This window comes from Streptomyces sp. WAC06614 (assembly GCF_003949795.1).
Lineage (GTDB): Bacteria > Actinomycetota > Actinomycetes > Streptomycetales > Streptomycetaceae > Streptomyces.
This window is the reverse complement of record NZ_RPRY01000068.1, coordinates 1-12,132: the sequence shown is the minus strand read 5'-3', so window position 1 is coordinate 12,132 and position 12,132 is coordinate 1. Positions and strand designations below refer to the sequence as shown.

General features: G+C 71.2%; 13 protein-coding genes. 7 read left to right on the top strand and 6 right to left on the bottom strand.

The features are described from left to right. The first annotated feature begins 174 nt into the window (after positions 1-174). The 3 genes from EF918_RS12235 (at position 175) to moaA (ending at position 3,309) form a co-directional block, all read left to right on the top strand. Positions 175-540, top strand: coding sequence for a DUF485 domain-containing protein (locus EF918_RS12235; RefSeq protein ID WP_125644744.1), 366 nt, complete (start codon positions 175-177; stop codon positions 538-540). Further along, complete coding sequence (locus tag EF918_RS12230; protein WP_125644743.1) at positions 537-2,165, top strand: cation acetate symporter; 1,629 nt, start codon at positions 537-539, stop codon at positions 2,163-2,165. The genes EF918_RS12235 and EF918_RS12230 overlap by 4 nt, the downstream gene beginning before the upstream one ends. Before the next feature lie 154 nt (positions 2,166-2,319). Then, positions 2,320-3,309: a GTP 3',8-cyclase MoaA gene (gene moaA, locus EF918_RS12225; protein WP_125644742.1), complete on the top strand. Its 990-nt coding sequence runs from the start codon at positions 2,320-2,322 to the stop codon at positions 3,307-3,309. Positions 3,310-3,354: 45 nt separating this feature from the next. On the opposite strand, the gene EF918_RS12220 is transcribed toward moaA, so the two are convergent. Together EF918_RS12220 and EF918_RS12215 are read right to left on the bottom strand one after the other, a co-directional pair. After that, complete coding sequence (locus tag EF918_RS12220; protein ID WP_125644740.1) at positions 3,355-3,597, bottom strand: hypothetical protein; 243 nt, start codon at positions 3,595-3,597, stop codon at positions 3,355-3,357. A gap of 149 nt (positions 3,598-3,746) precedes the next feature. After that, on the bottom strand, positions 3,747-4,073 hold the full coding sequence (locus EF918_RS12215; protein ID WP_125644738.1) for a DUF3099 domain-containing protein: 327 nt from the start codon (positions 4,071-4,073) through the stop codon (positions 3,747-3,749). Between the two features lie 138 nt (positions 4,074-4,211). On the opposite strand from EF918_RS12215, the gene EF918_RS12210 reads away from it, so the two are divergent. Further along, entirely contained in the window at positions 4,212-4,490 is a 279-nt protein-coding gene (locus tag EF918_RS12210) for a GlsB/YeaQ/YmgE family stress response membrane protein (RefSeq protein ID WP_125644736.1), read from the top strand. Positions 4,491-4,594: 104 nt separating this feature from the next. Here the strand turns inward: EF918_RS12210 and tyrS are convergent, their stop codons facing one another. Genes tyrS through EF918_RS12195 form a run of 3 tightly spaced genes read right to left on the bottom strand, consistent with a single transcriptional unit; the run spans position 4,595 to position 8,834 of the window. Next, positions 4,595-5,860: a tyrosine--tRNA ligase gene (tyrS, locus tag EF918_RS12205; RefSeq protein ID WP_125644734.1), complete on the bottom strand. Its 1,266-nt coding sequence runs from the start codon at positions 5,858-5,860 to the stop codon at positions 4,595-4,597. 50 nt (positions 5,861-5,910) lie between these two features. Then, the gene (locus EF918_RS12200) at positions 5,911-7,314 is read right to left on the bottom strand and encodes a metallopeptidase TldD-related protein (protein WP_125644732.1); all 1,404 of its coding nucleotides are present in this window, start codon (positions 7,312-7,314) and stop codon (positions 5,911-5,913) included. Continuing rightward, positions 7,311-8,834, bottom strand: a complete 1,524-nt coding sequence (locus tag EF918_RS12195) for a TldD/PmbA family protein (protein WP_125644730.1) — start codon at positions 8,832-8,834, stop codon at positions 7,311-7,313. The genes EF918_RS12200 and EF918_RS12195 overlap by 4 nt, the downstream gene beginning before the upstream one ends. Before the next feature lie 243 nt (positions 8,835-9,077). Between EF918_RS12195 and fabG the strand changes: the two genes are divergently transcribed. From fabG to EF918_RS12180, 3 genes are all read left to right on the top strand, one after another. Then, a complete protein-coding gene (fabG, locus tag EF918_RS12190; protein WP_125644728.1) occupies positions 9,078-9,797 on the top strand; it encodes a 3-oxoacyl-[acyl-carrier-protein] reductase in 720 nt (239 codons plus the stop codon). Between the two features lie 4 nt (positions 9,798-9,801). Further along, positions 9,802-10,572 (top strand): enoyl-ACP reductase FabI, encoded by a 771-nt coding sequence (gene fabI / locus EF918_RS12185; RefSeq protein WP_125644726.1) that lies wholly within the window; start codon positions 9,802-9,804, stop codon positions 10,570-10,572. A gap of 368 nt (positions 10,573-10,940) precedes the next feature. After that, positions 10,941-11,234, top strand: a complete 294-nt coding sequence (locus tag EF918_RS12180; RefSeq protein WP_260610102.1) for a hypothetical protein — start codon at positions 10,941-10,943, stop codon at positions 11,232-11,234. 22 nt (positions 11,235-11,256) lie between these two features. Here EF918_RS12180 and EF918_RS12175 read toward each other — a convergent pair whose 3' ends face one another. Then, positions 11,257-11,928: a FadR/GntR family transcriptional regulator gene (locus tag EF918_RS12175; RefSeq protein WP_125644722.1), complete on the bottom strand. Its 672-nt coding sequence runs from the start codon at positions 11,926-11,928 to the stop codon at positions 11,257-11,259. Positions 11,929-12,132 lie beyond the last annotated feature (204 nt).

Here is a 12,132-nt window from a genome sequence, read left to right as displayed (position 1 = left end):
GCTCCCCTTTGCGCCATCGGTTCGAGAAATCAGACAAGGAAAGATCCGGCGGGTGTTGAACTGTCCCGGCATGCGGTACGTGCTCTGGACAGAGGGCGATCAGCACCCCCGGCGCCCACGGAGGTGCCCATGTCCGTCGTCCCCACCGCATCCGCGTCACAAGGAGAACCACCCGTGACCACCGAAGCAGCGCCGCCCCCGGGCGGCGCGGACACGCGCCCGGCGAGCCCTGGGGCCGCACAGTACGTGGCCGTCCAGCAGAGCGCGGAGTTCGCCGAGCTCCGCCGGTCCCACCGCTCCTTCGCGTTCCCGCTCACCGTGGCGTTCATCGCCTGGTACCTGCTGTACGTCCTCCTGTCCAACTACGCCGGCGGCTTCATGGGGACCAAGGTCTTCGGCAACATCAACGTGGCGCTCGTCCTCGGTCTCGGCCAGTTCGCGACCACCTTCCTGATCGCCTGGCTGTACTCCCGGCACGCCGCCCGTACGCTCGACCCCCAGGCCGAGGCCATCAAGTCCCGCCTGGAGGCCGGAGAATGAGCACCCCCCTCGCCGTCGGAACGCTCGCCGTCGGCGCCTCCGACCACCGGCCGCTCATCATGAGCCTCTTCGGCGTCTTCGTCGTCGCCACCCTGGGCATCACCGTCTGGGCCGGCCGGCAGACCCGCGGCGCCGCGGACTTCTACGCCGGCGGCCGGCAGTTCACCGGCTTCCAGAACGGCCTGGCCATCTCCGGCGACTACATGTCCGCCGCGTCCTTCCTCGGCATCGCCGGCGCCATCGCCCTCTTCGGCTACGACGGCTTCCTCTACTCCATCGGCTTCCTCGTCGCCTGGCTGGTGGCCCTGCTGCTGGTGGCCGAGCCGCTGCGCAACTCCGGCCGCTACACCATGGGCGACGTGCTGGCGTACCGGATGCGCCAGCGGCCGGTGCGCACCGCCGCCGGTGTCTCCACCATCGTGGTGTCGATCTTCTACCTGCTGGCCCAGATGGCGGGCGCCGGTGTGCTGGTCTCCCTGCTGCTGGGCATCACCAGCGACGGCGGCAAGGTCGGCATCGTCGCCCTCGTCGGCGTGCTGATGATCGTCTACGTCACCATCGGCGGGATGAAGGGCACCACCTGGGTGCAGATGGTCAAGGCCGTCCTGCTGATCGCCGGCGCCCTGCTGCTCACCCTGATGGTGCTGTGGACGTTCCACTTCAACATCTCGGAGCTGCTCGGCAAGGCCGCCGAGAACAGCGGCAAGGGCACCAGCTTCCTGGAGCCGGGCCTGAAGTACGGCAAGACCGCCGAGACCAAGCTCGACTTCATCTCCCTCGGCCTCGCCCTGGTCCTGGGCACCGCCGGCCTGCCGCACATCCTGATCCGCTTCTACACCGTGCCCACGGCCAAGGCCGCCCGCAAGTCCGTGAACTGGGCCATCGGCATCATCGGCGCCTTCTACCTGATGACCATCGCCCTCGGCTTCGGCGCCGCCGCGCTGCTCGAGCGGACGGACATCATCGCCTCCAACCCGGCCGGCAACACCGCCGCCCCGCTGCTCGCCCAGGAGCTCGGCGGCGGCCCCGACTCCACCGGCGGTGCGATCCTGCTCGCCGTGATCTCGGCCGTGGCCTTCGCCACCATCCTCGCCGTGGTCGCGGGCCTGACCCTGGCCTCCTCCTCGTCCTTCGCCCACGACCTGTACGTCAACGTGATCCGCCGGGGCAAGGCCTCCGAGCAGGAGGAGGTACGGGCGGCCCGCTGGGCCACCGTGGTCATCGGCGCCGTCGCCATCGGCCTGGGCGCCCTGGCCCGCGACATGAACGTGGCCGGTCTGGTCGCGCTCGCCTTCGCGGTGGCCGCCTCCGCCAACCTGCCGACCATCCTGTACAGCCTGTTCTGGAAGCGCTTCAACACCACCGGCGCCCTGTGGTCGATCTACGGCGGTCTGATCACCGCCGTGGGCCTGGTGCTGTTCTCCCCGGTGGTCTCCGGCAAGCCCACGTCGATGTTCAAGAACGCCGACTTCTACTGGTTCCCCCTGGAGAACCCCGGCCTGATCTCCATCCCGCTGGCCTTCCTGCTCGGCTGGCTGGGAACCGTCCTGTCCAAGGAACCCGCGGACCCCCAGAAGTACGCGGAGCTGGAGGTACGCTCCCTCACCGGAGCAGGCGCGCACTGACATCACGGGCACACCGGACGTGGCCGTGTCGTACTTCCGTACGACACGGCCACGTCACGTCTCGTTCCTTTGCTCACCCCTACGGCCGACCATCCTCGCGTAGGCTCGAAACCACCGCCGACACCTTTGATCCGGACAGGGGAGGGGGCCCACAGTGCTCATCGACACCTTCGGCCGCGTGGCCACTGACCTGCGCGTCTCGCTCACCGACCGGTGCAACCTGCGCTGTACGTACTGCATGCCCGAGGAGGGCCTGCAGTGGCTGGCGAAGCCCGATCTGCTCACCGACGACGAGATCGTCCGCCTGGTCCGGATAGCCGTGACCCACCTGGGGATCACCGAGGTCCGCTTCACGGGCGGCGAGCCCCTGCTGCGGCCCGGCCTGGTCGGGATCGTCGAGCGGTGCGCCGCGCTGGAGCCGCGTCCGCAGATGTCGCTGACCACCAACGGCATCGGCCTGAAGCGGACCGCGCAGGCGCTCAAGGCCGCCGGTCTGGACCGCGTCAACGTCTCCCTGGACACCCTGCGCCCGGAGGTCTTCAAGACCCTGACCCGGCGCGACCGGCACCAGGACGTCATCGACGGCATGGCCGCGGCCCGCGACGCCGGCCTGACCCCGGTCAAGGTCAACGCGGTCCTGATGCCCGGCCTCAACGACGACGAGGCTCCCGACCTGCTGGCCTGGGCCGTCGACCACGGCTACGAGCTGCGCTTCATCGAGCAGATGCCGCTCGACGCGCAGCACGGCTGGAAGCGCGACGGCATGATCACCGCGGGGGACATCCTGGCCTCGCTGCGCACCCGCTTCGAGCTGACCGAGGAGGGCGCCGAGGCCCGCGGCGCGGCCCCGGCCGAACGCTGGGTGGTCGACGGCGGCCCGGCCACCGTCGGTGTGATCGCCTCGGTCACCCGCCCGTTCTGCCGGGCCTGCGACCGCACCCGACTCACCGCCGACGGACAGGTGCGCACCTGCCTGTTCGCGACCGAGGAGTCCGACCTGCGCGCGGCGCTGCGCTCGGGCGCCCCGGACGAGGAGATCGCCCGGCTCTGGAAGGTCGCCATGTGGGGCAAGAAGGCCGGCTCCGGCCTGGACGACCCGTCCTTCCTCCAGCCCGACCGCCCGATGTCCGCGATCGGCGGCTGATCCCGCACGCCCCACGCGCACGTCCCACCCGGCCGGGCGGCCGCGCTAGGGCTGCGGCTCCTCCCACTGCGCGAGCGGGACCACGTCCTTGAGGAACCCGCGCACCCCCAGGAACTGCGACAGGTGCTCGCGGTGCTCCTCGCACGCCAGCCACGTCTTGCGCCGTTCCGGCGTGTGCAGCTTCGGGTTGTTCCAGGCCAGCACCCACTCGGCCGCCGCGCGGCAGCCCTTGGCGGAGCAGATGGGAGAGGCGGTCGACTCGGGGTTCGGATCGGCGAAGAGGTTCACGCCCCCACCCTAGAAGACGACCGGACGGCGACATGACGACGCCGAGCAGCCACGGGGGGAGCTGCCCGGCGTCGGTCCTTCGCTCCGACGGGGGATGCGGAGCGCGTAGGCAGTATGTCACGCAGGAGCCGGTGCGGTGCACCGGAACTTCATGATTGATCTGAGCTTTTCTTGAGGTTTCCCGACCCCAGCGCCGGACGTGCAGGTGAGGGCATGTAGTGGGACGGCAGTGAAGGCGTCGATTCGCGCCCCGCGTTGGCGATGACGACCGCGATGTACGGCAGCAGCGCCCCCGCGGCGAGCGTCACGATCGCCAGCGGCCTTTGTACGTTCCACAGCAGCACCGTGGCAATGACCGACACGGTCCTGATGCCCATCGAAATGACATAGCGGCGCTGCCGCCCGCGCACGTCTTCGGCGAGCCCCATGCGGGCCCCGGTGATCCGGAAGACCTCGGATCCGTTCCGCTTCTTCACGCTCTCCACCGTACGCGCAGCCGCGAGGGGCGGTAAGGGAGGGGTCCGCCCCGAACGGTGCCGCCCGACGTGCGCGCTGGGCCGTACGGGTCGAAACTGAGCCCACATGCGGACATTCCGCCCGTAGGGAGGCGAGACATGAACTGGTTGTGGGCCATCATCGTCGGATTTGTCCTGGGTCTCATCGCCCGGGCCATCCTGCCGGGCAAGCAGCACCAGCCGCTGTGGCTGACCACCCTGTTCGGCATGGCGGGCAGCATCCTCGGCAACGCGGTCGCGGGCTGGATCGGAGTGGCGGAGACCAAGGGCATCGACTGGACCAGGCACCTGCTCCAGCTGATCGGTGCCATCGTCGTCGTGGCCCTCGGCGACATGATGTACATGGCCGTCCGCGGCAAGAAGCGCACCACCGCCTGACGCGCCGCCGGACCGTCCCGCCCCCCGGAGACACGGCGGAGGGGCCGGCCGGACAGCACCCGCTGTCCGTACCGGCCCCTCCGCCGCGTCCGTGCGGCCCCGGCTCAGCCGACGAGCTCGACCGCCGCCAGGTTCTTCTTGCCCCGGCGCAGCACCAGCCACCGGCCGTGCAGCAGGTCCTCCGCCGCCGGGACCGCGTCCTCGGCGGTGACCTTGACGTTGTTCACGTAGGCCCCGCCCTCCTTCACCGTCCGGCGGCCGGCCGACTTGCTGGCCACCAGACCCGTCTCGGCGAACAGGTCCGGCACCGACGCCAGCTCGGTCACCCGCGCGTGCGGCAGCTCGGACAGGGCCGCGGCCAGCGTGGCCTCGTCCAGGTCCGCCAGCTCGCCCTGGCCGAACAGCGCCTTCGACGCCGCGATCACGGCCGCCGCCTGCTCGGGCCCGTGCACGAGCGCCGTCAGCTCCTCCGCCAGCGCCCGCTGCGCGGCCCGCGCCTGCGGCCGCTCGGCGGTCTGCGCCTCCAGCGCCTCCAGCTCCTCGATGCTGCGGAAGGACAGGATGCGCAGGTAGGTGGAGACGTCCCGGTCGTCCACGTTCAGCCAGAACTGGTAGAACGCGTACGGCGTGGTCATCTCCGGGTCCAGCCAGACGGCCCCGCTCTCGGTCTTGCCGAACTTGGTGCCGTCCGCCTTGACCATCAGCGGCGTCGCCAGCGCGTGCACCTCGGCCTGCGGCTCCAGCTTGTGGATCAGGTCCAGGCCCGCCACCAGGTTGCCCCACTGGTCGGAACCGCCCTGCTGGAGCGTGCAGCCGTAGCGGCGGTACAGCTCCAGGAAGTCCATGCCCTGGAGCAGCTGGTAGCTGAACTCGGTGTAGCTGATGCCCTCCTGGGACTCCAGCCGGCGCGCGACCGAGTCCTTGGTCAGCATCTTGTTGACCCGGAAGTGCTTGCCGATGTCCCGCAGGAACTCGATGGCGGACAGCTCCGCCGTCCAGTCCAGGTTGTTGACCATGACGGCCGCGTTCTCGCCCTCGAAGGACAGGAACGGCTCGATCTGCGAGCGCAGCCGCGCGACCCACTGCGCGACCGTCTCCGGATCGTTCAGGGTGCGCTCGGCCGTGGGCCGAGGGTCACCGATCTGGCCCGTGGCCCCGCCGACCAGCGCCAGCGGCCGGTGCCCGGCCTGCTGGAGCCGGCGCACGGTCAGCACCTGCACCAGGTGACCGACGTGCAGCGAGGCCGCCGTCGGGTCGAAGCCGCAATAGAACGTGACGGGACCGTCCGCGAAGGCCTTGCGCAGGGCCTCTTCGTCGGTGGACTGGGCGAAGAGCCCACGCCACTTCAGTTCGTCGACGATGTCCGTCACGGTCTCTCGACTCCTTCGATGCTTGATTGGCAGCTTTCAGTCTATGGGCGTCAGACGCCCTGGCTGACCGAGCTCATGTTGAAGTCCGGGATGCGCAGCGCCGGCATCGCGGCCCGGGTGAACCAGTCGCTCCACTCGCGCGGCAGCGTCTTCTCGGTCCGGCCGGCCTCGGTCGCCCGGGACAGCAGGTCCACCGGGGACTCGTTGAACCGGAAGTTGTTCACCTCGCCCACGACCTGCCCGTTCTCCACCAGGTAGACGCCGTCCCGGGTGAGCCCCGTCAGCAGCAGCGTGGCCGGGTCGACCTCGCGGATGTACCACAGGCAGGTCAGCAGCAGGCCCCGCTCGGTCGCCGCGACCATCTCGTCCAGGGACTTCTCGCCGCCCGCGTCCAGGATCAGGTTCCCGAAACCGGGGGCCTGGGGCAGGCCGGTGAGCGCGGCCGTGTGGCGGGTGGTGGACAGACGGTGCAGCGCGCCGTCGCGGATCCACTCGGTCGGCGGGACCGGCAGACCGTTGTCAAAGGCGGAGACGTCGTCCCCCGAGCTGTGTGCGATCACGAACGGCGCGCACTCCAGGCCCGGCTCCGCGGGGTCGCTGCGCAGGGTCAGCGGGAGCTCGGAGAGCTTCTCGCCGACCCGGGTGCCGCCGCCGGGCCGGGAGAAGACCGTACGGCCCTCCGCCGCGTCCCGCGCCGAGGCCGACCACATCTGGTAGATCAGCAGGTCCGCCACCGCGGTCGGCGGCAGCAGCGTCTCGTACCGGCCGGCGGGCAGCTCGACCCGGCGCTCGGCCCAGCCCAGGCGGACCGCCAGGTCGGCGTCCAGGGCCAGCGGGTCGACGTCCTTGAAGTCGCGGGTGGCCCGGCCGGCCCAGGCCGAGCGGAGCCGGTCCGGGGACTTGGCGTTGAGCTCCAGGGTGCCGTTGGGCTGGTCGTGGCGCAGCCGCAGGCCCGTGGAGGTGCCCACGTAGGTGCTGACCAGCTCGTGGTGGGCGAAGCCGTACAGCTCCCGGCCGCCCGCCCGGGCCCGGGCGAAGGCCTCGCCGAGCGCCGGGGCGAAGTCGGCGAACACGGCCGAGGAGGTCTCGGCCGGGGCCTCGGCGAAGTCCGGCGAGGCCGGGGTGCCGGTGATCAGCGGTTGGGCGTCCTCGGCGGGGCCCGCGCCGCGCGCGGCGGCCTCGGCGGCCCGCACCAGCGGCTCCAGGTCGTCCGCGGTCACGGCCGCGCGCGAGACCACGCCGGAGGCGGTGCCCTCCTTGCCGTCCACCGTGGCGATCACGGTCAGGGTGCGGCTGCGGGTCACACCGTTGGTGGTCAGCGCGTTGCCCGCCCAGCGCAGGTTGGCGCTGGACTCCTCGTCCGCGATCACGACGCAGCCGTCGGCCGTGGAGAGCTCCAGGGCCCGCTCGACGATCTCGTGGGGCTTGGTGCGCCCGTTGGACAGGGTGCTCATCGGCCGGCCTCCTGGGTGGTGTTCAGGATGTTGACGTCGCGGAACAGGGCGGACGGGCAGCCGTGCGAGACCGCCGCGACCTGGCCCGGCTGGGCCTTTCCGCAGTTGAAGGCACCGCCGAGGACGTACGTCTGCGGGCCGCCGACCTTCTCCATGGAGCCCCAGAACTCGGTCGTGGTCGCCTGGTAGGCGACGTCCCGGAGCTGGCCCGCCAGCCGGCCGTTCTCGATCTTGAAGAAGCGCTGGCCGGTGAACTGGAAGTTGTACCGCTGCATGTCGATCGACCACGACCGGTCGCCGACCACGTAGATCCCGCGCTCGACCCCGCCGATCAGGTCCTCGGTGGACAGCCCGCCCGGGTCCGGCTGGAGCGAGACGTTGGCCATCCGCTGCACCGGGACGTGCCCGGGGGAGTCGGCGAAGGCGCAGCCGTTGGACCGGCCCAGACCCGTCAGCTTCGCGATCCGCCGGTCGAGCTGGTAGCCGACCAGGGTGCCGTCCTTGACCAGGTCCCAGCTCTGCGCCTGCACGCCCTCGTCGTCGTAGCCGATGGTCGCCAGGCCGTGCTCGGCCGTCCGGTCCCCGGTCACGTTCATGATCGACGAGCCGTAGCGGAGCTTGCCGAGCTGGTCGAACGTCGCGAACGAGGTGCCCGCGTACGCCGCCTCGTAGCCGAGCGCCCGGTCCAGCTCGGTGGCGTGGCCGATGGACTCGTGGATGGTCAGCCACAGGTTGGACGGGTCCACCACGAGGTCGTAGCGGCCGGCCTGGACACTGGGCGCCCGCATCTTCTCGGCGAGCAGCGCGGGGATCTGCTCCAGCTCGGAGTCCCAGTCCCAGCCCGTGCCCGTCAGGTACTCCCAGCCGCGCCCGGTCGGCGGGGCGATGGTGCGCATGGAGTCGAACTCGCCGGTCTTGGAGTCCACGGCGACCGCGGTGAGCTGCGGGTGGATGCGCACGCGCTGCTGGGTGGTCGTGGTGCCGGCGGTGTCCGCGTAGAACTTGTTCTCGTGCACCGCGAGCAGCGAGGCGTCCACGTGGGCCACGCCCTCGGCGCGCAGCAGGCGCTCGCTGAAGTCGGCGAGCAGCGCCGCCTTCTCCTCGTCCGGCACGGCGAACGGGTCCACGTCGTAGGCCGAGACCCAGGTCCGGTCCGCGTGCACCGGCTCGTCGGCGAGCTCCACCCGCTCGTCCGACCCGGCCGCCTCGATCACCTTGGCGGACAGCTGCGCCATCGCGACGGCCTGCGAGGCCACCCGGGCCGCGCCGTCCATGGTGAGGTCCACCCCGGAGGCGAACCCCCAGCTCCCCCCGTGCACCACGCGCACCGCGTACCCGAGGTCGGTGGTGTCGGAGCCGCCCGAGGGCTTGGCGTCGCGCAACCGCCAGGAGGCGTTGCGGATCCGCTCCAGCCGGAAATCGGCATGGTCCGCGCCCAGCGCCCGGGCCCGGGCGAGCGCCGCGTCGGCGAGCGCCCTCAGGGGCAGGGCCAGGAATGACTGATCGATGTCATGGGCCACGATGGGTGTTCCCTCCGAGGTGCTCACAGGCGATGGCCGTCACAGGAAGTGAATCATGTGGACCCGGGCGTGTTCCCGGGAAATTCGAGGACTGTGCGGGCGCAGGCTCCGGCGATCCGTCTGTAGGGATCCGACAGAGTGCGTCATCAGCCACTGTCAGGGGTCGATCCCGTGAGCGAGCGGGACTGCCGATAGGTTGCGACGTACAAGCTGTGAGCAGTCCGCTAGCGAAAGGGTGATCCGTTGAGCCGCTCGGTTCTCGTCACCGGAGGAAACCGGGGCATCGGCCTCGCCATCGCCCGCGCCTTCGCCGAGGCCGGCGACAAGGTCGCGATCACGTACCGCTCGGGTGAGCCCCCGCAGGCCCTCACCGAGCTCGGGGTGCTGGCGGTCCGCTGCGACATCACCGACTCCGAGCAGGTGGAGCAGGCCTACAAGGAGATCGAGGACGAGCACGGTCCCGTCGAGGTGCTGGTGGCCAACGCCGGCATCACCAAGGACCAGCTGCTGATGCGCATGTCCGAGGACGACTTCACCTCCGTCCTCGACACGAACCTGACCGGCACGTTCCGTGTGGTCAAGCGCGCCAACCGCGGCATGCTGCGCGCCAAGAAGGGCCGCGTCGTCCTCATCTCCTCCGTCGTCGGACTGCTGGGCTCGGCCGGGCAGGCCAACTACGCCGCCTCCAAGGCCGGTCTCGTCGGCTTCGCCCGCTCCCTCGCGCGTGAGCTGGGATCGCGCAACATCACCTTCAACGTCGTGGCCCCGGGCTTCGTGGACACCGACATGACGAAGGTGCTCACCGACGAGCAGCGGGCCGGCATCGTCTCCCAGGTCCCGCTCGGCCGCTACGCGCAGCCGGAGGAGATCGCCGCAGCCGTGAGCTTCCTGGCGTCCGACGCCGCCTCGTACATCACCGGAGCCGTCATTCCCGTTGACGGCGGATTGGGCATGGGTCACTGATCACATGAGCGGAATTCTTGACGGCAAGCGCATCCTGATCACGGGTGTGCTGATGGAGTCGTCCATCGCCTTCCACGCGGCCAAGCTGGCGCAGGAGCAGGGCGCCGAGGTCATCCTCACCGCGTGGCCGCGCCCGTCGCTGACCGAGCGCGTCGCCAAGAAGCTGCCCAAGCCGGTCAAGGTGATCGAGCTGGACGTCACCAACCAGGAGCACCTGGACCGCCTGGAGGGCCTGGTCCGCGACGAGCTCGGCGGGCTCGACGGCGTCGTCCACTCCATCGGCTTCGCCCCGCAGGACGCCCTCGGCGGCAACTTCCTGAACACGCCGTTCGAGTCCGTGGCCACCGCCATGCACGTCTCGGCGTTCTCGCTGAAGTCGCTGACCATGGCCTGCAAGCCGCTGTTCCCGGCGGAGGGCGCGGCCGTCGTCGGCCTCACCTTCGACGCGCAGTTCGCCTGGCCGCAGTACGACTGGATGGGCCCGGCCAAGGCCGCCCTGGAGGCCACCAGCCGCTACCTCGCCCGCGACCTGGGCAAGGAGAACGTCCGCTGCAACCTGATCTCGGCCGGCCCCCTCGGCTCGATGGCCGCGAAGTCCATCCCCGGCTTCTCGGACCTGGCCGACACCTGGAACCACCGCTCCATGCTGGAGTGGGACATGACCGACCCGGAGCCGACCGGCCGGGGCGTCGTCGCCCTGCTGTCGGACTGGTTCCCGAAGACCACGGGCGAGATCATCCACGTGGACGGCGGTCTGCACGCGATGGGCGCCTGACCGCCCCGCACCACGGTACGAAGGCCGCGGCTCCCGGAAGGGGAGGCGCGGCCTTCGCCGTGCCGTGCCCGTGCCGTGCCCGTGGGTGCGTGCGTGCCGCGACCGTGCCGTGCGCGTGTCGTACCGACGCGCCGCCCGACCGGATCTTTCCGAGTCGAGAATGCGGGCATATACCGGCAAACTGGCCGGGTCGGGATCTTCCCGGCGCACTGCGGGGAGGAGGTACGGGAGTGCGCGCGAGGCGGAGCCGAGCGGTATCGCTGCTGGTCACCTCGGTCGTCGTGACCGGACTCCTGGTCCCGTGGGCCGTCGCCCGGACCCCGGAGGGGAAGCCCGCCCCGGGCCCCGAGGCCGTGGCCCCCGCCCTGGTGGACGTCGCCGACATCGCCGCCGAACCACCCGTACAGCCCGCCCGGCCCCCCGCCGCGGAACTCTTCGGCGCGGACTGCGCCACCCGGGTCGAGGGCTCGACCGTCACCGCCCACTGCCACAACCGGTTCCCCCGGACCGACCGGGTCCGGCTCCACGTCGAGTGCGACCGCTGGTGGGACCTGGACGGTGACGCCGCGCCGGTGGCCGTGGGCCCCGCCGAGCATGCGGAACTCGTCGGCCGGTGCTGGAAAGAGGTCCGCGCGGCCTGGGTCAGCCACCACCGCCCCTGACCGTACGGGGCCCGGCCCCGGGCTATTCGCCGCCCAGGCACACGAACGGGTAGCCCGCCGCCTCCGAGGCCGCCGTGTCCGCGTCGCCGCGCCGGATCGCCTCGATCAGCCGCCCGTGGTCCAGGTGGGACTCCGGCGTCAGCTCGGTCCCCACGTCCGCGCGCAGCCAGTCCCGCACCAGGTCCCCGAGGTCCGCGTACAGCTCGCTCAGCACGTCGTTGTGGGCCGCCGCGACCACCGCCATGTGCAGGGCCATGTCCGCCGCCACGAACCGCTCCGCCTCCCCGGACCCCCACGCCTCCTCACGCCGCGCGAGCAGCGCGTCGAGCTGGGCCAGGTCCCGTTCGGTCCGCCGCTGGGCCGCCAGCCGGGCCGCCGAGGACTCCAGCGTCGAGCGCAGCTCCGCGATGTGCCGCGGATCGGCCCCGGCGAAGCGCCGGTGCATCACCCCGGCCAGTTCGCTGGTGGCCAGGACGTACGTGCCCGAACCCTGGCGGATGTCCAGCAGGCCGTTGTGCGCCAGCGCCCGGACGGCCTCGCGCACGGTGTTGCGGGCCACCCCCAGCAGCTCCACGAGCTCCGGCTCGGTGGGGATGCGGGAGCCGACCGGCCACTCGCCGGAGGTGATCTGGTTGCGGAGCTGGGCGATCACCTGGTCGACCAGCGCGGAGCGCCGGGGGGACGTCAGCGGCATGGGGGCCCTCTCGGCCGAACGGAGTGCTGATGGACGGGGAACGACGGTCGGTCCGGCGGTCGGCACGACGGTCGGGACCGCGGTGCGACAGCGGTGGGGACAACCTACGGGGTCCGGCGGCCGGGGTGCCGCGCGACTGGACAACCAATCATCCCATGATTCTATGATGGCCTCATGCCTGACGACGCCCTCCCCACCCTCGAC

Coding starts and splice junctions, on each gene's coding strand:
- EF918_RS12210 (WP_125644736.1), top strand. CDS start 4,212: ATGAACTGGTTGTGGGCCATCATCGTCGGATTTGTCCTGGGTCTCATC.
- EF918_RS12175 (WP_125644722.1), bottom strand. CDS start 11,928: ATGCCGCTGACGTCCCCCCGGCGCTCCGCGCTGGTCGACCAGGTGATC.
- EF918_RS12200 (WP_125644732.1), bottom strand. CDS start 7,314: ATGAGCACCCTGTCCAACGGGCGCACCAAGCCCCACGAGATCGTCGAG.
- fabI (WP_125644726.1), top strand. CDS start 9,802: ATGAGCGGAATTCTTGACGGCAAGCGCATCCTGATCACGGGTGTGCTG.
- EF918_RS12230 (WP_125644743.1), top strand. CDS start 537: ATGAGCACCCCCCTCGCCGTCGGAACGCTCGCCGTCGGCGCCTCCGAC.